Source organism: Protofrankia sp. Cr1 (assembly GCF_963555865.1).
Taxonomy (GTDB): domain Bacteria; phylum Actinomycetota; class Actinomycetes; order Frankiales; family Frankiaceae; genus Protofrankia.
The window spans coordinates 1-22997 of record NZ_CAUVXO010000041.1 but is presented as its reverse complement, the minus strand read 5'-3'; the positions used below and the strand labels follow the sequence as shown (position 1 = coordinate 22997).

The following is a 22997-nucleotide window of genomic DNA, read 5'->3' as shown; positions in this document are numbered from 1 at the left end:
CTCCATGGTCGCGGGCCAGCCTGTGTCGGTCCACGCGCCGGCCAACGCGAGTCCCGGCAACGCCGTGGCCGGGCCAGGGCGCAGCGCGTGGGTGCCAGGCGCCTGGCGGAACGTTGCCGTGCGCTCGCGGGTCACGAACACCTCGATCGCCTCGGCGCCTCGCGCGGCCGGCAGCAGCCGGCGCATCTCCTCGACGAAGATGCCGCGAATCTCACTCGCCGGCCGGTCGATCCACTCGTCCGCCGCTGACAGGGAAATCGCCAGATACTGCATACCCGTCGTACCCGTACCCGTACCCGAAGGGCCGGCCGGCCCGGACCCTTGCGCGGAACCCGCGTCAGGCCCTGCCACGGCCGAGGACGCGACGGACCCGCTCGACGCGATACTCCGGCTCGACGCGGTGCGGTCGAAGACCCACTGGACCGGAGATCCGACCACGGCGAGGAACGGGCCCTCCAACACCTTGCGGTCATAGACCATGTGGACGTTGACGATCGGCGCGGAGCCGAGCTCGACGAAGCGCTCCTGGCCCTCGACCGCGCCGGCCGGCAGCAGCGCGGCGGCCGCCGGTGGGGGCACCGCGAGGATCACGGAATCGGCCTCGATGGAGCCACTGTCGGTGACCACACGCCAACCGGTCGCTGTTTTCGTCAGCTCACGAACCTTCACGCCGGTACGGACATCCGCCCCGAGGTCGGCGAGCTCCGAGGCAGCGGCGTCGCCGTGAAGCCGCTGGAGCGGGACGTCAGCCCAGCCGATGTCCCCGGCGTCCGCCCGCTCGAGCAGACCGGTACGCACAACCGTGGCGGCGAGACCGAGCGACGCCGAGTCCGCCGGGGCATTGAGGGTTGCGACGGTCAAGAGCTCCCACAGCGCCTCGATGGCTGCCGGGGACTGGCCCTGGCCGGCCAGCCAGCTACCGAACGAGGCACCGTCGACCTCGGGCCGGTTCGGGTCGAGCCGACCGAGCCGGTAGGCCGCGAGCGCCGCCCGTAGCCGCTGACCGATCGGGAACGCCCTGTATCCCAGCAGCGCCGGGGTCAGATGCAGCGGCGCCGGCCACGGGATGCGGGTGCGCCGCAGCCGGGCACGCGTACCGGACCCGGCAAGCAGCACCGGGACGTCCAGTCGGTCCTGCAGCGTCGTCAGGTGCTCGACCCCGAGCCGACGCAGGAACGCCCGGTAGGCCGTGCAGCAACGCATGAAGACGTGCTGGCCGGTGTCGACCCACCTGCCGTCCCGGGCGAATGAGGAGGTCGCCCCGCCCAGGCGCGGCCGTGCCTCCAGCACGGTCACCTCGGCACCGGCGTCAGCGGCGACCAGGGCCGCTGACAGGCCGGCCAGACCACCGCCGATCACGACAAGTCGGTGTCCCCCCTGGCCAGGGGTGCCGGGGCCGGGCAGCGGCGTCACCGGCAGGGGCGTCGTGGGCAGGGGCGTCGTGGGCAGGCTCATCCGACCGACACCTCCGGACGGCCGGCCAGGCTGCGGGCGGCGACCACGACCTTCTCCCACCCGGGCAGCGAGAGCCGTTCCGCCAGGACGGGGGTCGGGTCCATCCTGATCCGGCGGTTGAGTCGCAGGTAGATCCCGGCCATCGCGCCGCAGCAGGCGGCGCTGCGACGGTCGAGCATGCCCAGGAGCTTCAGGCCCCGCCCGTACCACTCGTCGGCGCGTTGTGCGCAGTCGCGCAGATATCCGACGAGTGCGTCGGATGGACCGCCGAGCTGACCATCTGGGCCCAGCACGAGAGTGATGCCGGCCTTGTCGAGCTCGGCCCGTGGCAGATAGATCCGGCCGGTGATCAGGTCCTCCCGGACATCTCGCAGAATGTTGGTCTGCTGCAGGGCAATCCCGAGTTCGTCGGCGACCGTGGGGGCATTGGAGTTCGCGTGCGCCGCCTCGGTGCCGAAGATTCCCAGCGACAGCCGCCCGATGGTGCCGGCCACCCGCCGACAGTATCCGACAAGATCGTCAAAAGTTTCGTACGTCACCCCCCGCAGGTCCATCTCGACGCCGTCGATCAGCTCGCTGAAAGCGTCGACCGGGATGGGGAAGCGCCGGCACGCGTCACTGAGCGCGACCAGGACCGGATCCGTGCTGGACGTGCCGAGGGCCAGGATGTCGGCCCGGGCCGCGGCCAGGCGAACGACCTTCTCGGCCAGGGGCAGGTCACCGTCGCCGATGTCGTCAAGCCTGCGGGCGAAGGCGTACACGGCGGAAAGGGCTGCCCGCTTTTCTGCCGGGAGCAGTCGGATGCCGTAGGAGAAGTTACGCGCGGCCTCCCGGGTGAGGCTCTCACACGATGCATACGCTTCGGTGACTGTGGGCGACCACAGCGGCCCGTTGACGGTCATTCGCCACCTCCGTGCCCACTGGGCTTCGCGATGATCCCGCCGCCGGTGACCAGTGGGGGGAGCCCGGACCGGGCCACGCGGGCGGCCCGGCGGTGCGACGGTGCGGCCGACCCGAGTGCCACAACCGCGCTGTACCGGGCGATGCGGGCCTTCGGCGCGGTGGGGGCACCGCGCAGGACGTCGAAACGGGCCCGCGCGATCGCGTCCAAGGCGGCGCGGCCACCGCCGACGAAACCCGCGAGGACAAACCGCAGCCGACCGTTCACCCGCCCGACCAGCGGGGTGCCCTCGTCAAGGATGCGGCGCGCGCGCAGGACCTGAAAAGCCATCAGGTCCCGTACCGCGGGCCCGGCGCTGGGACGCGCCAGATCCTCCTCGCGCACCCCGAAGTTGGCGAGATCTTCGCGGGGCAGGTAGATCCGCCCCGCCGCGAAGTCCTCGGCCACGTCCTGACAGTGCTCCACGATCTGGAGCGCCGTGCACACCCGGTCTGACAGGGCGACCCGGTCGGGCGTGTCGACCCCGAAGATTCCCAGCACCATGCGGCCGACCGGATCCGCGGACAGAGTGCAATAACGCAGCAGGTCGTCGAAGGTGTCGTAACGGGTGACGAGCTGGTCCTGCCGGTTGGCCGCCACGAGCCGGTGGAACGGCTCGGGATCCAGAGCGCACTCCCGAACGGTCGGCACCAGCGCCTGGTTGATCGGGAAGGTCGGCATGCCCGCCCAGACCTTCTCAAGATCAACTTCGAGAGCGTCGAGCAGGGCGAGCCGGTCGCCGGTCGCCTCGTCTCCGATGTCGTCGACGAGCCGGGCGAATCCGTAGATGGCAAACAGGTGCTGCCGCTGCCGAGCCGGAAGAATCAGCGGAGACACGGTGAAGTTCTCGGCGGAAGCCGCCCGCAGCACATCCTGGGGCGAGGAATGCAGGGCCACCCCCGGCAGCGGCGCACCGGATGCTCCCGTCGGCCCGCCTGGCAGTGGGCCGATCTTTGCGTCGCTAGCAGTCATGCGCCTCCCCCTCGTCAGCGGTTGGGCCTGACGCGAACCGCCGGAGCAACCCGGCGGCGCGCTCGAACCGGTCAATTTTCTGGATCCATCGGGCCTCCGACCGCACCGCAACGGCGCTGAGCGCGTCGCCGTCGGCCGGTAGGACCCTCACAGCCGCCGCGTTCGGTGGCCACCGGCGCGACGTCGTCCAGCCAGCGATCCCCCGCCGGTCGCGTGGCCGATGAACGGGGTCCGTCCCGGTGCCGGGGGGCCGACCCACGCCCCGGACAACTTACGGTAGCGATGCACCTACCCGAAGACACTCGCCAGCCGCCGGTAGAGCGGCGGCGCGGCTCCGTGTACCCGGGCGGCAAGGGACAACCACCGTGGAACCCACACCTCGGCCTGCCCGCGTCCAGTTGCGAACAGCATGCGTTCAGCGACGAGGCGGGCCGGCTGCGGACGTGGCCACTTTCGGACGTACGGCGCTCCACGGCGGTGGAAGAAAGGTGTGTCAACCGCCCCGGGGAAGCACAGAGTAACCGAAACGCCCCGGCCGGAAACCTCGGAACGCAGCGCGTTCGCGAACCCGACCAGCGCCGCCTTGGTCGCCGAGTACGCAACCTCACCACGGACACCAAGCGCGCCGGCAATACTTCCGACCAGGAGGATGCGCCCGTGCCCGCGCTCGAGCATGGCCGGGAGCACCGAGCGGACCAGTGCCATCGGCGACAGCACGTTGATCGCCACCAACTCGGCGAGAGTTTCGTGGGAAAGCTGGTCGTAGGGTCCCGCGCAACCGAGACCGGCCGCGCACACCAGCAGGTCCAGGTCACCGAGGAGATCCTCGCCACGGCGGGCCACGGTGGCCTCGGATCCCGGGACCGACAGGTCCACGGCAATCCGGTGGCCCTCTGTCGATGCCGCAACCTCGTCAAGCGCCACGCCGTTACGACCGACCAGCAGGACCTGACAGTTCATCGCGGCCAGAAGCAGCGCAGCCTCCCTGCCGATGCCGCTGCTGGCGCCGGTGACGATCGCAGTCTTGGGCGGCCACCCCCGGCTGCCCCCGAAACGGGACGGCTCGGCGACAACGTGCAAACGGCTGTCCGGAACAGTGGGACGGGCCGGTGTGTGCACAACAAAACCCTCCGGTCGCGCGGTGGTCGCCTCCTCCCGGGATGGGAGACGGTCGCGGTCAGGCCTTCGGAACCTGGGTGTCGACAGCGCTGGCGACAAACGGTCGGCCACGTTCGGCCTAGCCCTATTTCATCGCCCCACGGCCGGAACGTCCATCGTCAGCTGGACGACACCAGGCCGAAAGCCTTGTCGGACCCGTCACGTCACCGACGGATCCACACTGCAAGCACTACATGGCATCCCGTCGGCATTCACCCAAAATAGGATTGTCGCTTTGTAGGTCTTCTCACATCGGAACATCGATTTTGCATCACCGACACGCCGCCGCACTATAGGGCCAAAGGCTGCGCGATCATGGTTTTTCGCGCCGCCGGAGGCCAAGGTCCCTGGATAACTGGATGTGACTAGTCGAATTCGATCATGTCCCCTGGACGCGTGCCGGCGTTTCTGAACGTACCCTCCGGCGCTTCGACGGCTTCGGTGTAGGCCGAGTCGGCACGATAGATCTCGCAACGTTGTGAGTCGACCTCGGAACACGGTGTCATCTCACGAACCGTGACAACCCGCCCCGACCTGACGAAGGCGATCGACAGGGGCAGCAACGTCCGATACATGTAAAAGCCGTCCGAGGCCTCACCGTTGAAGACGAAGAGCATCCCGGTCCCGGCGGGCAGCGACGTACGGCCCATGAGGCCACGCGCACGCAGCGTCGGCGTGTCCGCGACCTCCGCGGTGAGGGTCACCGTGCCGACCCGTACCTTCCGTGTTGCCATCTGCCCGCCGTGCGCGTCGGAAACCCGCGCCGTGGTCAGGCAGGCGGCTGTGCCGGCAAGCGGCACGGCTACCAGGGCGAGCACGTAACGTGACCGAAGCACTATCCGGACGTTACTCCACCGGTGCCGAAAGGTCACCCGTGACGCCGCACCCCGGTCGCAGACCGCCGTCCACCGGCCGCTCTTAGCAACCGAGCGCGGCGAGGGCGGCTTCGACGACCTCCCGCCGGACGTCGTCAGGAACCAGCGGCTCGGCGACGTCGTCACCAACCAACACCGAATGCGTCCCCCCTGTGCCCGTCGCGCTGGTCGGGCCGGCACCGGCATGCGCCAGAGCTCGCCGTGCCAGCGCGGTCCCGAGGATACCGGCCTGCACGCACCCCACGGCACAACGCGCCCGCAGGAGCCGTAACGGAGTGGGATCAGGACCAGCGAGAGCAGTCACAATCGCATCCTGGTGAGATGCGATGTCACCCTTACCGATCTGTCGATGGATCACCGACGGATCGTTGACGAAGGCGAACAGCACAGCACCCGGCCCTGCCATCGCCTCGACCAGACCCTCAATGATCGTCCGCGCCGAAGCCGGCGGATCAACGCGCGAGAGATCCCTCACATGACCGAACGCCTCTACGAACGGCTGCACTACTGCGTCCAGAATCATGTCCTTGGACGCGAAGTGGTAGTAGAGAGCGGCTTTCGTCATACTGAGCCGCTCCGCAATGTCACGAATCGATGTCCCAGCGTAGCCTTGCTCGTTGAAGAGCTGCACAGCGACAGCGAGAATCCGGTCGCGCGTGTCCACCGCGTTAGCGCGCGGTGCGCGGCCGGACATCGTCGCCCCACACCCCTCTCACCGGGAGGTCGGTAGCGAAGAACCTATACCCTCGCCCCATGCAGATCCATGTCTACTGACCGTTCGGTAAACTACCCCGACCGACCGATCGTTCAGAGCGCCCGTCAGCAGGGGCGGACCAGCAAGCGGAGATCCAAGCGGAGGAGACCGAGGCCGCGGGCCGGGGATCGCCGCGTGGGCGCCGCCTGCCCGAAGCTCCTGTTGCCGGTCGCACGTCCAGACCCACCGGGCCTGCGAGCGCGCGAAAAGAACCACGATCGCGCGCTCTCCGGCCGCACGTTGACCCTGACCCGTCCATCGGCCCAGACCGGGGGGAAACCCGTGGCATCGCTCGCGCGTTGGTGCTTCCGTCACCGCTGGATCGTCCTACTCTTGTGGTTTGGCGCCCTGCTCGGATTCGGTGGGGCCGCCTATGCCGCCGGTACGGACTACAAGAACAACTTCTCACTCCCCGGAACCGAGTCGCAGCAGGCTATCGACCTGCTCAAACGGGAGTTCCCCGCCGCATCCGGCGAGACCACCAGCGTCGTGCTGCACGCCCGCTCCGGCACCCTCTACAACCCTGTCGTCGAAGCGGACGCCACGGCGATGCTCCAGCGGGTTGCCGACCTCCCCCGTGTCGTCGACGTGACAAGCCCGTTCGAGCCGCGGGGCGCGGAGCAGTTCACCAGGGATGGAACAACGGCATTCGCCACCGTCGCGCTGGACGACCAGGCGGTTGAGATCCCCCGCGACGAGCTCAAAGCGATCATAGACACCGCCCGCGCGGCCGATGGCGGGGCGCTCCAGGTGGAACTGTCCGGCACCGCGGTGTCCATTGTGGAACAGCCCCAGCAGAACACGAGCGAACTACTCGGCGTCGTAGCCGCTGCGATCATCCTGTTCATCGCGTTCGGGACCCTGCTTGCGATGACGCTGCCCCTGGTGGCCGCGGTCATCGCCCTCGGCGTCGGGATGGCCTGCATCGGCCTGGTGTCCCATGTGATGTCCATCGCCCAGTTCGGACCCACGCTGGCGACCCTGATCGGCCTGGGCGTGGGCATCGACTACGCCCTGTTCATCGTCAACCGGCACCGTATCGGCCTACGAGCGGGCAAGACGCCGGAGGAAGCAGCCGTCACCGCGATCAACACGTCCGGCCGGGCCGTCCTGTTCGCGGGGCTCACCGTGTGCATCGCCCTGCTCGGTATGTACGCCCTCGGTGTGACGTTCCTCTACGGCGTCGCGATCTCCGCGACCCTCACCGTCTCGCTGACCATGGCCACCGCGGTGACCCTGTTGCCAGCGCTGCTCAGCTTCTACGGGATGAAGGTGCTCGGTCGGGCCGAACGCGTCCAGCTCACCCACAAGGGCCCGGAACCCGCCCATCCGTCCGGATTCTGGTGGCGTTCGGCACGGCGGATCGAACGGCGCCCGGCCATGTACGCGACGGTGTCCGCCATTCTGATTCTAATCACTGCGCTGCCGTTCTTCGCCCTCCGGCTCGGTAGCGGCGACGAGGGCAACGGCTCGCCGTCGCGGACCTCCCGACGCGCATATGATCTTCTCGCCAGCGGATTCGGGCCGGGCTTCAACGGCCCGTTCACCCTCGTCGCCGCGATCCACTCCCCCGCTGACACGAATGCTCTCGAGGCGGTCGTGACCGCACTGCGCACCGTGCCCGGTATCGCGTTCGTCACCCCGCCGCGATCGAGCCCCAACGGTGAGGCCGCGACGGTGGCGGTGTTCCCGACGACCAGCCCACAGGACGCACAAACCGCGGCGTTGCTCAAGCGACTACGGAGAACGATCATCCCGCAGGCGACCGAGGGCAGCGCCCTGGACGTCAAGGTGGGTGGCACGACCGCGACCTTCCAGGACTTCTCCGACGTGCTGACGAGCAAACTCCCGTTGTTCATCGGCGTGGTCGTGGCCCTGGCCTTCAGCCTGCTCGTGGCGGTGTTCCGTAGTGTCATCGTCCCGCTGACCGCATCGGTGATGAACCTGCTGGCGGTCGGCTCGGCGTTCGGTGTCATCGTCGCGATCTTCCAGTGGGGATGGTTCGCGGGGATCGTCGGGGTCAAGGGCGGGCCGATAGAGCCGTTCCTACCGGTGATGCTGTTCGCCATCCTGTTCGGCTTGTCCATGGACTACGAGGTGTTCCTGGTGAGCCGGATGCACGAGGAGTGGCTGGTCCGGCGGGACAACCGGATCGCGGTCTCCCTCGGCCAGGCCGAGACGGGACGGGTGATCACGGCCGCGGGCGCCATCATGACGGTGGTCTTCGCGTCCTTCACCCTCGCGGACGACCGAGTGATCAAACTGTTCGGCATGGGACTCGCGGTGGCCGTACTGATCGACGCCTTCGTCGTCCGCGCCCTGCTCGTGCCGGCGCTCATGCACCTGTTCGGGAAGGCGAACTGGTGGCTGCCACGCTGGCTGGATCACCTACTGCCGAGCGTGTCCGTGGAGGCACCCGAAGAGATCGAGGAGATTCGCAACACGCCGGTACCCGCCGAGGTCATCACGCCGGCGGACGAGGACACCGGCGCGGACCAGCCAGCTGCTTCCACGCACGTTCCACCGACCTGGCGAGCTGACAATCACGCCTGAGAGCGCCCGGCAACAGGGGCACGGCGTCGCCGGTTGGTGGGGTGCCACGGGGGCACCCCGCAGCGGCGCGGAGTGCCCCCGTGGTGGCGGTCCGAGGAGGCGGTGTGATCATCTCATCGGACGGCCGGGTCACACCAGGTCTGGCGCACGGCGGTAGCCGCGACTCGGCGTGAACCGAGCGCTACCGATCATGTTCGGCGCAAACACGACCAGGGCACCGTAAGCCGGCATGAGCGGTGTCGGCGCGACGTTTGCCTGATCGCGGACCATGGTGGACAAAGTGATTACCCCCGCCGTTGGTCGATCTTCTGACGCACACCCTACAGACACTTAGAGTGTTGATAACAACACTCTAAGTAGTCGGAGTGTCGCCACGAACAACGGCACCCTAGGATCAGGCGCTCGATCAGGGGTGATCGAGCAGCCGGTCAGGCCAGCAGATCGAGGTCGGCCACGGTGATGTGACCAGCGGCCAGCACCCACTCGCCGAGCCGGACGATGTAGTCCGGCAGCCGCCGCGAAGCGGGACCAGGCTCATCGCGAAGCAGTCCCGGGATCCCCTGCCCGGCGAGGTTGCTCCGGACTGTGGCCAGGCGCGAGCGGACGTAGTTGTCGTCGCGGTTGACCCGGCGGGCAATCTCCCGGTAAGTGGCGAACGACGCATGGTTGTCGCCCGTGCGCAGGCGGGGTTCGCACAACGCGACCAGCAGCAGGCGTTCGGTCTGGGTGAGCCGGACGGAAAGCTGCATCGTGTCCTGCTCCCGATGTACCGGCTGGCGGCGATAGTGCACCACGCCGATCTCATGGCGCTGACCATCCGCGCCGACTGCGACGATCTGGAACTCGGCGAGACCGGCCGAGACCGCCGTCGCCGGGGACAGGATGCGATGGGTGTCCCCGTCCGCGGTCAGCACCAGGAGTGGATGCCGACCGGTGTTACCGATGACAATCGCGCCTTCACTTTCGGCCAGAGTTCCAGCACGGCGGGACACCATCAGGTCCTGCGGGTCGGCCCCGAACGGGATGTCGCAGCCGGCGCGGCCGAAGGTCAGTCGACGGCCTGACCCCAGCGCCCACCTCCGCCCGCTGGCGGTGATCCTCGCGACGACGACCGCCGGCGGTGCCGCATCCGGTACCCCTCTTGCGACCATGCGTTCCCGCCGCCCCTTTCATGCCAACCACCCGATGAGCGTAACTGTGAAAAGGCCTGCCGGCTGTCATCTGCAGGTCGCGGGCCCGGGCGGAATCCGCGCAGGTCAACCGGGGTCGCGCTGCCCCCTTCGCGCCCCGGGGACTGCGGCCTCCGGCGATGCGCCAGAACCACGATCACATCGCCTTTGACCCGTTCAGCGGGGGAGCACCCCTGCTCCGGTGCGGGGGCGCTCTGTTCGGACGTTTGCGGGTCCGGAAGGATCTGTTTTGCGCCCACCGGTAGAGCACGATCGGATACCGCGGGCGCACCTCGGCTGGGGGGCCGAGGTGGGGGGTGGAACTGGGGGAGAAGAGATAGCCGGAAACCGGCGGGCTGGCGACGGAGGGGGTCGCCAGCCCGCCGGTGCACCACCTGCTCGCGGCTGCCTGTGCGGTTTGAACGGCCGCGACCACGACAGGCCCCAGGGTCTGTCCGAGGGGTTCATACCGATTCACCCCTCCTCCGCCTCGCGATCTACGCACCCCAGCCCCGCTCCTTCATCCACGCCCCTGTCGCCGGGCGGTCTTAGTGCTCGCCGCCAGCCACTTTGCCAGTCGCGGTCCAGACCAGTCGCGGGTCACCCAGGTGACCAGGTGGGCTGCCGGCTGTGAACGCATCCGCCCGCGGCATGCGGTCACACATCCGGGGTACCACCTAGTCGGTCAAAGGGTAGGCCAACGGTCGCGTGATCATACTTCCATACGCGCGCCCGGTGGCCCCGAGTAGTCGAGAGCGCTCGCGGTGGTCGGCGGCACGGCACGCACCACTGGTCGCCGCGGGTCCGCAGATCTGGTCAGGCTATCTGGCCAGAAGGAGAGGGGATCCGCATGACTACCGCACATCAGATCATGCACCGGGACGCCGAGTGCATCGGTGAGACCGAGACTCTAGTGGACGCCGCCCGCAGGATGCGGGACCTCGGCGTGGGCTCGCTGCCGATCTGCGGCGAGGACAACAAGCTTCGTGGGATCATTACCGACCGCGACATCGTGATCAAATGCCTCGCTGAGGGAAAGGACCCCCTGACAACGCGGGCCAGGGATCTGGCGCAGGGCCGGCCGTTCTACACCGACGCGAACGCCGACCTTGATGACGTCATGCGCCAGATGATGGACCACCGGATCAAGCGTCTTCCCGTGATCGAGAACAACCAGCTGGTAGGCATGATCAGCGAGGCCGACCTGGCGAGAAACCTCCCCGAGGACAAACTGGGCCAACTCGTGGAGGCCATCAAGTCCGGCCCCGCCGATCGCCTTACCTGACCTCGTCTTACCTGACGTCGCCTCATCTGACGTCACTGTTCGGGCCAGGCGATGCGCGAAAGCAGCTCCCCGCTCGTATCATTCGGCCTGGACGGGCGGGGAACTCAGGAAACCGGGAACGAATCCGGATCCACACTGCTGGTGCTGGCGTTGCCGCCGACGCTCTTGTACAGCGTCAGGGTGAAGGTCGTGTACTGAGTCTGCGTTGAGAAGTACTTCGTCTGGTATGACAACGGCTGGTCGAACTTGCTGAAGTCGCAGTCCCGGGTGAAGCGGGAAGCGGCAGCCTCCCAGTCCGTACCGGTGGTGAAGAACACGTCGAACGTCCCGTCCGGAATGCCATCGGCGGTCACCGTGGCACCAGCCCGGACGTAGATGTTCCGGATCAGCGTTCCACCCCCGGTCAGCTTGATCACCGCATCGGTCGTGGCCGCCTTGATGGTCAGCTTACCCAGACCGCCACGCTTTCCCGGGCCGAGACTGCCGTTGACAGGTTGGCGGTTGAGGTCCGGCTGGGCGGCCGGCATGAACGTCCCGACCTTGTACGACTGCGCGGGATCAGCGGACGCGATCGCGGCCGTGGCCAAGCGCAGCACCCGCGCGCCGTCACCGCTGGCTGCCCTCGGCATGCCAGCGCCGCCGGTGCACAGTGTGTGGTCACGGGCATCGCCGGCCAGGTTCAAAAGATCACTCTTCAACGCCGACAACGCAGCGACAAGATCCTGATGGGCGGACGCGACGTTGGCCGGGGGTCGGATCCGCGACAGCGTCAGGCCCTGGGTTCCCAGCTCGCCCGCGGCGCTCTTGAACGCGTTGGACAGGGCAGCCGGCGTACCGCTGAGAAAGACGGCCGAAAACCGAGGGGCAAGTGCAGAGTCCAGCGCCGAGAGGGCAGTCTGATATTCGCCTGACGTGATCGTGGTGGGAGTCGGGCTGGGTGTCGGGGTCGGGGTCGGGGTGGCTATCGGTGATGACGCGCGGCTGGTCGGGGACGTCGGCTGAGGCAACCCGGCCCGGCTACCGCCTCCGCCGCAGGACGTGGCTAAGCCGCCGGCGACCAGGGCGAGTACGCCGCCGCACATGACGAGCAGTCGACTACGCAGAAAGATCATGCCCGACACTCCATCGAGTCGAAACGACCTATGACGTTCAGTGTAGGACAGACCGCACGCCGTGTACATTGAAACAGGGCTATTGCGTCGTGGGCGGTGCTCTTATACGATGATTCCGCTGTCGCGGATTCGCCGGATGTTTTTCTCGTAGAACAGCTCGTAGGCGGCTATCTCATCGGTCAGCATCTCGACGTCAAGCTCTCCGCGATGATCACGCCGCAGCTGCTCCGTGTCGACAACCGCACGGTAGACAAAGGTCGCGTTGCCCTCCAGCCGCGGAATCTGGGAACCGTCCGGACCAGACGTGACACGGCACACCGAGCTGCCACCCGGATTACGGACCACGACCGCCTCGTCCGCAGGGACATGACCGAGCCTGGAATACACCATGCGTGACGCGACCACTCCGGACCCACATGAAGGGGTCAGCCCGGCTCCCCGCTCGAAAGTGCGGACGAAGATTTCCCGCGGCCCCGAGAGCCGGCATATGAACGACACGTTGGCACCGGCCGGGAGAACCCGCGGTATTTTCGCCGCCGCGCCGCCCACGGCCACCAGCTCGCCCTCGTCATACTCGTCGACAATCGCGACGAGGTGCGAATTGGGAACGGCGACACCGGTGAAGCGCAGCCGCGGATGCAACTCCGCGATCGTGGTGTCGACGTGCTCGGCGCCTGGGCTGACGATCGGGACGTCCGCGGCCCGGAATGTCACCGGGGGAAGCTCTACCGCCACGGCGGGGACGCCGGCAGCAACGTCCTCGATCCGTTCAACCCGGAACCGGCCGCCGCCCGTCGACACGTCCACGATCTCGATACCTCGACGTTCGAGGATGAGTCGACCAACACATCGCAGACCGTTACCGCATAGTTTGGCCGGTGTTCCGTCCGGATTGAAAAAGAACGCTTCGGGCACTTCTCGTGCATCGTCCACGAAATACAGACCGTCGCTGCCCAGCGGACCCTGCCGGTCACAGACGAGCCGAACGAATCCGATGAGTTCAGCAGTGGTCGCAAAAAGCTCGCCGGGCCGACCGTCGACAATAAAGATGTCATTGCTTGAGCCATGCGCCTTCAGCAGCTCGAACTTCACCGCAGCCCTCCGACCTCGACCTGCGGTTCAGTGTAGTGCGACGGCGGGAAACGGGCCGGGCGCCGGCGGGTCGCGCGATCCCGACGCTGCCCACCGCGCGCTCGCCGCGTTCGACGACCTGCTGCGCCTGGCACTCTGCGGTGTTCAGAGCGCCAGGCGGAACCGGTCAGGCTGCCGCGCGGGCCAGTGCGGCCTTCTCCGCGGCTTCCCGCGACTGCTCAGCCAGCGGGACGAGCTCGGCCATAGCCGGGTTGATCGCAGCCATCGTCAGTTCGACGTGGATGAAGCTGATGTCGGTCGCGCCGAGCGCCCCGAACACGTGCCGCAGGTACGGCTCCTGGTGATCGTTACCCTCCTGCGGGGTGCCCGGTCCGTACGCCCCACCGCGGGCGGTGACGACGGTGACCGGCTTGCCGGTGAGCACGCCGGGGCCGCCTGTCATGTCGACCGTCCGGCCGAGGGCGATCACATTGTCGATCCATGCCTTGAGAGTCGAGGTGATCGACCAGTTGTACATCGGGACGGAGACCAGCAGGCTGTCGGCCGCCTCGAGTTCGCTGATGAGCGCCTCGCGAGCCTGCCAGGCCGCGGTCTGCTCAGCCGTCCGCGCCTCGTCCGGGGTCATCGAGGCTGTCACGCCGTCCCAGCTGATGTGTGGCGGCGGGGTGGCGGCCAGGTCCCGGTGAACGACGGTGCCATTCGCGTGGCTGGCGGCCCAGGCAACGGCGAACTGGCCGGCGACGGCCCGAGACGCCGAGCCCGGGCTCACGCTTGAATCGATGTGCAGGAGTGTGGACACGCGATCTCCTTGCCGTGGTGGATAGATGCAAAATCAGATCATGCCGACAGATAATCATCTTCCGTGGCACACATCATGTGCAGAGACTATCTCAGACGACGAACAGTAGGATCGGACGGGTGGACCATTCGGAAGTACGGGTCGGGGTGACCGAGCCTGCGGCCGTACTGCCCGAGGAGCTCCACGAAGACCTCAGCTGGTTGCTGAGCCAGGCCCTGCATGGGTTCCTTCAGGCGGCACAGGCCGCGGTCGGGGACTTTCCCGGCGGACTACGCGGGCTTCAGGTGCTCTCGGCCACGGCTGGCGGGTGTGAGCGCAACCAACTTGGGGTCGCCCGCCGCCTCGGTGTCGACCGCTCCGTCATGGTCCGCCTGATCGACGACCTCGAACGCGGTGCGCTGGTCAGACGGTGCCCCGATCCGGCCGACCGGCGGGCGCGCATAGTCCGCCCGACCGAAGCCGGTCACACCCAACTCCGGGAGGTGACCGCCCGCCTACGCCTGGCCGAGCAACAAATTCTGGCACCGTTGACCGCCCAGGAGCAGATCAGTTTTTCCGACGCCCTACGGCGCGTGGTCGCCGGTCTCCTCGCCTCAGGGCTGCCGCCGGTGCAAGGTCCGGTCACCGGCCAGGGAACATGCCCGGACGCACCGGCGGCAGAAACCTGACCAGGACGGTTTCACCGTCCTCACCCTCACCGACTGCGTCGCGGCGGCATCCCAGAAGGAACATTCCATCGCCAATGACCTTCGGATGGTCTCGCCTCCGATGGTGTCGACGGACGCAATCATCGACCGGGTTTCCATCGGGATCGCACGGGTATCTTCTGGGTCTTTACCGAAGGACCGAAGCAGACCGGCCCGGCTGTGGGTCGGGTGCGGGGGGCCATGGTGCCGTCAGATCAGGAGTCGGCCGCCGGAGTGCACATGGACCGCGGCCGGCTGGGCCGAGCGCCTGGGCAGTCACGCGCAAGCCAGGAGGACCCGAACATCATCGCTGAGCGCTCCACCGGCGCAGGCCCCGGCAGCCCGTATCCAGTAGGCACGGAGCACCTGGGCACGGAGCACCAGAGCAGGCAAACGTCCACGACCGGGAGCACCGAAACGGCCATGACCGCCGCGACGACGGCTGCGACGACGACGGCTGCGCTCCCAACAGATCTGGCCCAGGTGTTCGACGCGGGCGGCGCCACCGGGGCCCTGATGCGTGACCTGGACTGGTCTGCGACACCGATCGGCTCCCCGTGGGCCTGGCCACAGGCTCTGCGGACCGCCATCGGCATCTGTCTGTCGTCCCGGTTCCCCATAGTTATCTTCTGGGGGCCGGCGCTGGTGAAGATTTACAACGACGCCTACATGGCGATGCTCGGCGACAAACATCCGTCCGCGATGGGCCGACCAGCCGAGGAAGTGTGGTCGGAGATATGGGATGCCATCAGGCCGATGTTGTCCACGGTGCTGGCCGGCGAAGGAGCTTTCCGCTACGAGGACGAAATGCTTCCCATGAATCGGCACGGCTATCAGGAGGAGTGTTATTTCACGTTCTCCAACGGTCCGATCCGGGACGATTCCGGTCATGTCGGCGGTGTATTCAGCGCGTGCACGGAGACGACCGCGCAGGTGGTTGGTGCGCGTCGGCTGCGGACGCTGCGGTCACTGGCATCCAGCACGAACGAGGCGCGAACCACCCAGGAGGTGCTGGAACGGGCAGCCACGGCGCTCGGCGAGGCCCGCGCCGATGTTCCGTTCGCGCTGCTCTATCTGGCCGGCGGCCGCGATGACGGCCGCGATGACGGCCAGACTGGTGACGGGGCTGCACCTGGCCATGCGCCCACCCTCCACCTCGTCGCCTGCGAAGGCATGGACACCATCGAGGCGGCGAGTACGACGTTGCCCAGCGAAGCACGTGCGGCGTTCGACGAGCACGAGCCGACCCTGGTCGAAGGGCTGGCAGTGCCCGCGCCACGGCTCGGTGTCGTCAGACGGGCGCTCATCCTGCCGCTGCGGGCGGTAGGCGCGCGCGGAGTTCTCGTTGCGGGGGTCAGTCCCCGGCGCCCATGGGACGACGACTACCGCAGTTTCTTCTCCCTCGCCGCCGATCAGATCACCAGTTCGATGTCGAACGCGGTCGCATATGCGACAGAACGCGATCGAGCTATAGCGCTGGATGAACTCATTGCGGCGAAGACGACTTTCTTCGCCAACATCAGCCATGAGTTCCGTACGCCGCTGACGCTGATGCTGGGCCCTGCGCAGGACGCCCTCACCGACGAAAGGTTCCCGCTCACGGAGGTCCAACGCGAACGGGTCGAACTGGTGCGCCGCAACGCGCTACGGCTGCTTCGCCTGGTCAACAACTTGCTGGACTTCGTCCGGATCGAGGCCGGCCGCCTGGAGCCCCAGTACGAGCCCGTCGATCTGGCCAGTCACACCGCGGACGTGACAAGTATGTTCCGAGCCGCGACCGAAAAAGCCGGCCTCGCCTTGGTGGTGGACTGCCCGCCGTTACCCGAGCCGGTGTGGGTCGACCGTGACCAGTGGGACAAAATTATCATCAACCTGCTGTCGAACGCCCTCAAGTTCACGCTGCACGGCACCATCAGCGTCCGGGTGGCCGCGGTGGATGAGGGCCCGACCCGTTGGGCCGAACTGTCGGTCACCGATACCGGCATCGGCATCGACATCGACCCGGCCGAGCAGGTCCGACTGTTCGAGCGGTTCCGTCGTGTCCCGAATGCCGGTGGGCGCTCGCACGAAGGCGCGGGCATCGGCCTCGCGCTTGTCGCCGAACTCACCGCTCTGCACGGGGGCAGTGTCAGCGTGCAGAGCGCGCCGGGAGCCGGTAGCACCTTCACCGTCCGACTACCGTTCGGTCACGCACACTTGCCTACCGACAGTGTTGTCGCCGCTGGCCACGGTGACCGAACGTCCGCGCCTCCAGGTGCTCTCACCGAATCCGCGGATGGGCTTCTCGCCGAGGCGATGCGGTGGTCCAACCGGCCGCAACCCGACGCCGGGGACAGAAGCCGCGGCACCGGGGGCAGTACGCACGGGGCAGACCGACCCATGCACGCTGCTGCCGTGCGCCCACATCCAGACAGCGATGACGGCCGGGCGCGGGTACTGGTCGTGGACGACAATGCCGACATGCGTGACTACCTCGTCACGCTGCTGTCCGACGACTACGACGTGACGGCAGCGGCCGACGGGGCCGCGGCGCTCCGCCGAATCCGGAGCATTCCGCCGGACCTGGTACTCACCGACATGATGATGCCGGGGGTGGACGGCTTCGCGCTGCTCGCCGCCATCCGTGCGGACGCCTCGACCGCGCATCTGCCGGTAGTCGCGCTGTCGGCGCGTGCAGGAGAGGATGCCGCGGTCACCGGGCTTGAGGCAGGGGCCGATGACTACCTGACCAAACCGTTCTCGATCGCGGAGCTGCGAGCGCGGGTGCGGGCAAACCTGGAGCTGGAGCGGGCACGCCGGGTGGGCGCGCACTATCTGCACCTTCTCGACGACTTCCCACTGCTGATCTGGCGGTCTGGCACGGACGGCGGATGCGACTACTTCAACAACACGTGGCTTTCGTTCACCGGTCGCACAGTCGAGCAGGAGCTGGGACACGGCTGGGCGGACGGTGTGCACCCGGAGGATCTCGACCGTTGTGTCAACGTCTACCGCGAGGCCTTCGATGACCGCAAGCCCTTCGAAATGGAGTATCGGCTGCGCCACTCGGACGGCGATTTCCGATGGATACTTGATGTCGGCCGTCCCATCTTCGACCTGGCGGGCCGCTTCACCGGATACATCGGCTCGTGTCTGGACCTCACCGAGCGACGGCGGGCCGAGGAAGCGGTGCGGACGACGGCGGTGATCGAACAATCGGCTGCCCGTGAACACCGGATAGCCGCCGAGCTCCAGCGAAGTCTTCTCCCCACCACATCCTTCGTTCACGGCACGCTGCACACCGCCGTGTACTACCGCGCCGAAGGCGAGACCGAGGTCGGCGGAGACTGGTACGACGTGATCGATCTCGGCGCCGGCCGAACCGCGCTCGTCATCGGTGACGTGATGGGCCGTGGGGTGCGCGCCGCGGCCGTCATGGGACAGCTGCGCGCGGCGGTGCGTGCCTACGCCCGCCTCGACCTGCCGCCGGCGGATCTCCTTGAGCTGCTCGACGGGGTAGTCCGCGATCTCTCCGAGGACTCGATCGTGACCTGTGTCTATGCGGTCCACGACCCGCTCGACCACTCCCTGACCTTTGCCAGTGCCGGTCACCTGCCCCCGCTGCTCATCGACCCGACCGGTGCGGTCCACCAGTTGACCGAGGGATCGGGGCCTCCCCTGGGCGCCGATCTTCCGGAATTCACCGAACAGCGGGTGGCCCTCCCCCGGGATGCCGTGCTGGTCCTCTACACCGACGGGCTGGTCGAGCAACGCGGCCGTGACATCGACGCCGGCATCGACAAGCTCTGCGGATACCTGGCCGAATCCCGCGACATCCCTCTCAACGCACTACCGGATCTGCTCGTTGACCGGATGCTCCCCGGTGACCAGGACGACGACATCGCGTTGCTGCTCGTCCAGGTCGCACCGCCGCTGTCAGCCACGTTGTCAGCAGATGGCACGTTGTCAGCAGATGGCGGTCAGCCCATCCTGCACATGGAGATCCCCGACAGCTGTCAGGGTGTACGGGAGGCCCGCCGGGCTGCTGCCGCGGCGCTGGAATCCTGGCGGATCTCACCGGGGCGTGCCGCCGACGTCGTTCTTGCGGTCAGCGAGCTCGTCACCAACGCCATCCTGTACGGGAAACCGCCCATGGACCTGAGGTTACGACCGGCCGGAGGCGAACTGGTTCTCGACGTCCGCGACGGTAGTGCCACCTTGCCACGGCGGCGGCGAGCGACCGCAGACGACGAGCACGGCCGCGGTGTACATCTCGTCTCGTTGATCGCGGATCGCTGGGGAGCGCGAACCACCGACAGCGGCAAGTCCGTCTGGTGCACCTTCATGATCGGCCGCCCGTAGAGCCTGCACTCGCAGCCCGGGTAATGATCGGCGCTCGGCCCAGGTGATGGTCTACCTCTGCCCCAGGTGATGATCGGCGCGAGTTTGTCGCTGTGTACGCTTTTCGGCCGGAAAGGCGTACCCGATGACAAACTCGCGCAGATCTTGCCGTTGGTCGCGGCACGATTCAGTCGTGAGCTACAGCCGGAGCCAGCCGCACCCGCAGCCGCATGCACCGGCCACCGGCCACCGGCCGCGCCAAGGGAACCGCCTGAATCAACGCCCGGCGCTGTCCCCGTCGGCGAGGCTGACATGTGCCGCGATCAGACGCCATCCATTGGTGTCGTGGACCCAGGTGCGGGTGTAACGGACCCGGGCGACGAACGGCTCGCCGTCCATGATCCCTTCCAGGGTGCCGAGGAACCAGGTCACTCCGGTGTCGCCGGCCACCAGCACCGCGAGGTCCTCCTCATCGACGCGCGTCATCGCCTGCCCGCCTGATCCGTGGACGTGCAGATCGTCCTGCTTGGTGTAATGCCTGCCTGCCGTCCGGCCCGGTGAACACAAGCCGGTCGTCAATCAACCGATCCAGCGCCGCGACATCCGAGGCCAACTGTGCCCGCTGAAGACACCGTTCGGCATCACGCAGCGCCTCGGCGCCGGCCACGCCCGTACCACCGGTACCACCGGCCCCGCAGCCGGCGACATTCGGGGATGATGGGGATCCGACACGAAGGCGGTTCCCATCCGGGTCCCGAACCTCGAACTCACGTGTGTTCCACGGAGTATTTTCGACATCGGCGTTCAGCTCCGCTGCGATCACATCGACGTTCGGTACGCGGAGATAGACCCGCGTGTCGGGTCGGGCGTCACCGCTGTGCTCGGACAGGAAGAGCCGCGCCCGGCCGCTTGCGACGCACACGAATGCGGGGATCCCGGGTTCGAAGCGGTGCTCCCACTCTTTGACGAAGCCAAGCCGCGTATACCAGGCGACGGCTCTTTCGGCATCCTTGACGTGCAGGATGGGTATCGCTTCCTCGTCCACGCCGGCAAGTGTGCCACTGTGGCCCCGGGCGGTGGCCAGAACGAAAATCGCAAGAATCTGTTGCTACCCGGCCTCAACCACCGGCGGATGTTCCGGGCGTCCCGGTGGCCATCGGGGCTGGACCCCCGCAGGTACCCGGCGTGCACTCCCGGAGCACCAACGATTTGCCCTGCGGAGACCAGCCAGGCGGCCAGGCTATGTTCGTCGATGACGACCATATCGGCCCGGCCGGTGCAAGCGGCTTGAGGGAGGGGAGCGGCAGGGGTGGGATCTGCCGAGCTGACGGTTGCAGTGTCGCGTGCGGACGGGCGACAACCCGCCTACCACTGGCCGGAGATTGGCTCCCGGCGTTGGTTGGACTGCTACCCGGCGGACGTTCCGCCGCGCCTTGGGTACTTGCCGCAGGTGATGGTGCGCTCGGCGACGCCGTCACTTCGTCGGCGGTCGAGCCTGCCACGGGCGAGGGAACAGAAACCGTCGAGAGCACGGAGGGCGTCGGCACAGGCATGGGTACATGCGCCGCCGTCGAGTGTCGTGAACACGCAGCGATCGCAACCAGTGCGCTCACCGTCATCAACCCAACACGAAAGACCATCTTCATTCCGCTGGGCACCCGATCCTTGGGCTGCCAGAGCAGTCGACCGTAAAACATAAAAATCAGTATAAAACCTTCCAGGCCTATTCGAACATGAACATTCTGGAAAGATCGCTACTTTTACCCAAAAGATACACAACAGCCCTACCTATTGGTTACCGTCGGTGCTCCGTCGTCGCCGCATGCAAAAGCGTTCCGACGGAAGCGACGTGGAGCATGTACGACTCTCCGCCGAACCCAGGACGATTCAGACTATCGCACACCGTAACCAGCAAAGACTAAAAATCATGATCGGGGCGGCCTGTCTCGCGTGGGGGAACCATCCTTGGATGGACATCATCGCTGGGATGAACTCCAAAGGAGAATCCAGGACGGGCGTATCGACCCAGACACGCCAATCCGTATCGACGTTTTGGGCGAGGACTGATGCTCTGGTGTCTGTGATTCGTGTGATTGACCCCGACTTCCGTGTTTGTCGGATCAGTTTTGATGCGCTGCTCGAAATCCAGCTGTCGGATCGGTCAAACCGCAACGATCCCTGGTGTATTAGCTCGTTAGGCTGCTCTCCTATTCGGAAAGATACGCCCTCCCGCCTTCGAATTGCGATCATGAAGCCGCCCTTACCCGCATAGGCAGGGTTACCGGCGAAGAAAACGTTGTGTATCTCGCCAGGCGACACCATCTCCTGGGTAACGTACGCACACCCCTTTGAATCCGCTCGAATCGTTCCAGATCTGAGAATCCCCTCGTACCCCTTCTGGTCCGAGTAATGGAAGATCGCGTCATCGTCAAGATTCTTCATGAGGTCATCGACGGACCCAACCGTCGGACAGTCCCCGGAATTGTGGACGAGGATCGGGGTGGCGCTTGCCAGGACATAGTACGTGTGCAGGTCGTCGACGGTCAGGTTGTGCACCCGCTGGTGAGCCGTATACGCACGGACCACACCGACCTACACAAACGTGCCCGCCGACGTCCGCAACAGAGCACCCGAGGCGAGGTCCCTGGCAGCCACTCACCGCCCCAGCGACTCCACCCAGAACGGATGGCCACCCGTCGCAGTTATGATCCTTTCGCCATCAGCAGTACGAACCGTGACATCAACCAGGGCCTTGTTACCCGACACCCCTGGAAGGTGTCGATCCGGCCGCCGGCGGTGTAGGCCCCGAGGACCGCGGATCGGCATCCCGCGGACGAGGCAGATTGTCAAACGTCAACCCCACCATCGACGTCGCTACCGCCGCAGCAGGATCGAACGTCGGATTCGAGGGCAGCGGCACCGGACTCCTCGACGCTCCAGAACCCGCCCCGGCCGATGGACGAATGGTGGAGCCCCGCCGACCGACCGCCGCCGAGCCGTCCTTCACCGCCAGCGACAGCGCACCGGGCACACTGGCCAGCACACCAGCATCAGCCGACGCGGAACTCGCGGGCGCCGGCACATCTACAGAGGACGCCACACTCGGCACGGCCCGCACGTCAACCTCTGGAGGCCGCTCGGCGGCCTGCGATACCGGAGCGGCGGACGCCACCGGGACCGGCGGACGCGCCGACCCCGACCCCGAACAGGCCGTGCCGAAACCCATCATCACCACAGCGACAACCCCGACACCGAACCGACCCACCCGTCCCCCAGCATCGACCCGCAGTCGACACCAACCAGCTCGTGGCCATACCATGAACTCTCCGACCTCATCTCCACAAAGCCCAACGCAGCGCACACGACTCCATCCCCTTATCGAGCAGAACCTCCACCAAACCCGGGGCGGTTCATCTGCCAATTCTTCGTCTGTCATGTCGAAGTGATGGTTTCGCGACGACCCCGCGGCGGCATCCCTCGCTGCTTCTTCGCGGATGTGGAGAACACCCTGGTAGGCGGCATCACTACACCCATTCATTCCACCGGTGTTGTAGACCAGGACCGGGGTGGCGCCTGCCAGGACATAGTACGTGTGCAGGTCGTCAACGGTCAGGTTGTGCACCCGCCGGTGGGCCGTATGCTGGTGCGGATTCCCTACGACCGTAACGCCGAACGCGTCGCCTACCTGCTCGCGAAGAAGATGGAAACCCTGCCTGAGTTCTTCCGGAACAGCGTGACCTGGGACCAGGGTAAGGAGATGGCCCGGCACGCCGATTTCACCGTGAGAACCGGCATGCCAGTCTATTTTTGCGACCCGGTGCGCCACG

The 22997-nt window shown here is 66.9% G+C and carries 17 protein-coding genes and 2 pseudogenes; 5 read left to right on the top strand and 14 right to left on the bottom strand.

Features of this window, described 5'->3' with window-relative positions:
• The 6 genes from hpnE to U9980_RS06280 all read right to left on the bottom strand — a co-directional run.
• Window positions 1–1455 (bottom strand): hydroxysqualene dehydroxylase HpnE (gene hpnE, locus U9980_RS06305; RefSeq protein WP_322767072.1); only part of this gene is annotated, 1455 nt, incomplete at its 3' end.
• Window positions 1452–2357: a presqualene diphosphate synthase HpnD gene (gene hpnD, locus U9980_RS06300; protein ID WP_322767071.1), complete on the bottom strand. Its 906-nt coding sequence runs from the start codon at window positions 2355–2357 to the stop codon at window positions 1452–1454. The genes hpnD and hpnE, both read right to left, overlap by 4 nt.
• Complete coding sequence (gene hpnC / locus U9980_RS06295; protein WP_322767070.1) at window positions 2354–3367, bottom strand: squalene synthase HpnC; 1014 nt, start codon at window positions 3365–3367, stop codon at window positions 2354–2356. The genes hpnD and hpnC overlap by 4 nt, the downstream gene beginning before the upstream one ends.
• A gap of 288 nt (window positions 3368–3655) precedes the next feature.
• Window positions 3656–4486, bottom strand: a complete 831-nt coding sequence (locus tag U9980_RS06290; protein WP_416210170.1) for an SDR family NAD(P)-dependent oxidoreductase — start codon at window positions 4484–4486, stop codon at window positions 3656–3658.
• A 404-nt stretch (window positions 4487–4890) separates the two neighbouring features.
• Window positions 4891–5397 (bottom strand): DUF192 domain-containing protein, encoded by a 507-nt coding sequence (locus U9980_RS06285; protein WP_322767069.1) that lies wholly within the window; start codon window positions 5395–5397, stop codon window positions 4891–4893.
• A 46-nt stretch (window positions 5398–5443) separates the two neighbouring features.
• Window positions 5444–6094 (bottom strand): TetR/AcrR family transcriptional regulator, encoded by a 651-nt coding sequence (locus U9980_RS06280; protein ID WP_322767068.1) that lies wholly within the window; start codon window positions 6092–6094, stop codon window positions 5444–5446.
• A gap of 342 nt (window positions 6095–6436) precedes the next feature.
• Here U9980_RS06280 and U9980_RS06275 point away from each other — a divergent pair, with 342 nt between their 5' ends.
• Window positions 6437–8707, top strand: coding sequence for an MMPL family transporter (locus tag U9980_RS06275; RefSeq protein WP_322767073.1), 2271 nt, complete (start codon window positions 6437–6439; stop codon window positions 8705–8707).
• 428 nt (window positions 8708–9135) lie between these two features.
• Here the strand turns inward: U9980_RS06275 and U9980_RS06270 are convergent, their stop codons facing one another.
• Window positions 9136–9858, bottom strand: a complete 723-nt coding sequence (locus U9980_RS06270; protein WP_322767067.1) for a hypothetical protein — start codon at window positions 9856–9858, stop codon at window positions 9136–9138.
• A gap of 868 nt (window positions 9859–10726) precedes the next feature.
• Here U9980_RS06270 and U9980_RS06265 point away from each other — a divergent pair.
• On the top strand, window positions 10727–11161 hold the full coding sequence (locus tag U9980_RS06265; RefSeq protein ID WP_322750852.1) for a CBS domain-containing protein: 435 nt from the start codon (window positions 10727–10729) through the stop codon (window positions 11159–11161).
• A 104-nt stretch (window positions 11162–11265) separates the two neighbouring features.
• On the opposite strand, the gene U9980_RS06260 is transcribed toward U9980_RS06265, so the two are convergent.
• The 3 genes from U9980_RS06260 to U9980_RS06250 all read right to left on the bottom strand — a co-directional run bounded on the left by U9980_RS06260 (window position 11266) and on the right by U9980_RS06250 (window position 14164).
• A complete protein-coding gene (locus tag U9980_RS06260) occupies window positions 11266–12273 on the bottom strand; it encodes a hypothetical protein (RefSeq protein WP_322767066.1) in 1008 nt (335 codons plus the stop codon).
• A 102-nt stretch (window positions 12274–12375) separates the two neighbouring features.
• On the bottom strand, window positions 12376–13365 hold the full coding sequence (gene dapF, locus U9980_RS06255; RefSeq protein WP_322767065.1) for a diaminopimelate epimerase: 990 nt from the start codon (window positions 13363–13365) through the stop codon (window positions 12376–12378).
• A gap of 166 nt (window positions 13366–13531) precedes the next feature.
• The gene (locus U9980_RS06250) at window positions 13532–14164 is read right to left on the bottom strand and encodes an FMN-dependent NADH-azoreductase (protein ID WP_322767064.1); all 633 of its coding nucleotides are present in this window, start codon (window positions 14162–14164) and stop codon (window positions 13532–13534) included.
• A gap of 119 nt (window positions 14165–14283) precedes the next feature.
• On the opposite strand from U9980_RS06250, the gene U9980_RS06245 reads away from it, so the two are divergent.
• Both U9980_RS06245 and U9980_RS06240 read left to right on the top strand, forming a co-directional pair.
• Complete coding sequence (locus U9980_RS06245; RefSeq protein WP_322767063.1) at window positions 14284–14832, top strand: MarR family winged helix-turn-helix transcriptional regulator; 549 nt, start codon at window positions 14284–14286, stop codon at window positions 14830–14832.
• A 441-nt stretch (window positions 14833–15273) separates the two neighbouring features.
• Window positions 15274–19191 carry a SpoIIE family protein phosphatase gene (locus tag U9980_RS06240; RefSeq protein ID WP_322767062.1) on the top strand — a complete coding sequence of 1306 codons (3918 nt, stop codon included), beginning with the start codon at window positions 15274–15276 and terminating at the stop codon, window positions 19189–19191.
• Window positions 19192–19446: 255 nt separating this feature from the next.
• Here the strand turns inward: U9980_RS06240 and U9980_RS06235 are convergent, their stop codons facing one another.
• From U9980_RS06235 to U9980_RS28440, 4 genes and pseudogenes are all read right to left on the bottom strand, one after another.
• Window positions 19447–19656: a nuclear transport factor 2 family protein gene (locus U9980_RS06235; RefSeq protein ID WP_322767061.1), complete on the bottom strand. Its 210-nt coding sequence runs from the start codon at window positions 19654–19656 to the stop codon at window positions 19447–19449.
• Window positions 19640–19837, bottom strand: coding sequence for a nuclear transport factor 2 family protein (locus tag U9980_RS28450; protein ID WP_416210171.1), 198 nt, complete (start codon window positions 19835–19837; stop codon window positions 19640–19642). The genes U9980_RS06235 and U9980_RS28450 overlap by 17 nt, the downstream gene beginning before the upstream one ends.
• Before the next feature lie 48 nt (window positions 19838–19885).
• Window positions 19886–20215, bottom strand: a pseudogene (locus U9980_RS28445) (bleomycin resistance protein); the annotation flags it as partial.
• Window positions 20216–21057: 842 nt separating this feature from the next.
• Window positions 21058–21726, bottom strand: coding sequence for a hypothetical protein (locus tag U9980_RS28440; RefSeq protein WP_416210169.1), 669 nt, complete (start codon window positions 21724–21726; stop codon window positions 21058–21060).
• A 1036-nt stretch (window positions 21727–22762) separates the two neighbouring features.
• On the opposite strand from U9980_RS28440, the pseudogene U9980_RS28435 reads away from it, so the two are divergent.
• Window positions 22763–22997, top strand: a pseudogene (locus U9980_RS28435) (hypothetical protein); the annotation flags it as partial.

Coding starts and splice junctions, on each gene's coding strand:
- U9980_RS06270 (WP_322767067.1), bottom strand. CDS start 9,858: ATGGTCGCAAGAGGGGTACCGGATGCGGCACCGCCGGCGGTCGTCGTC.
- U9980_RS06240 (WP_322767062.1), top strand. CDS start 15,274: ATGACCGCCGCGACGACGGCTGCGACGACGACGGCTGCGCTCCCAACA.
- U9980_RS06265 (WP_322750852.1), top strand. CDS start 10,727: ATGACTACCGCACATCAGATCATGCACCGGGACGCCGAGTGCATCGGT.
- hpnC (WP_322767070.1), bottom strand. CDS start 3,367: ATGACTGCTAGCGACGCAAAGATCGGCCCACTGCCAGGCGGGCCGACG.
- U9980_RS06235 (WP_322767061.1), bottom strand. CDS start 19,656: ATGACGCGCGTCGATGAGGAGGACCTCGCGGTGCTGGTGGCCGGCGAC.
- hpnD (WP_322767071.1), bottom strand. CDS start 2,357: ATGACCGTCAACGGGCCGCTGTGGTCGCCCACAGTCACCGAAGCGTAT.
- U9980_RS06280 (WP_322767068.1), bottom strand. CDS start 6,094: ATGTCCGGCCGCGCACCGCGCGCTAACGCGGTGGACACGCGCGACCGG.
- U9980_RS06260 (WP_322767066.1), bottom strand. CDS start 12,273: ATGATCTTTCTGCGTAGTCGACTGCTCGTCATGTGCGGCGGCGTACTC.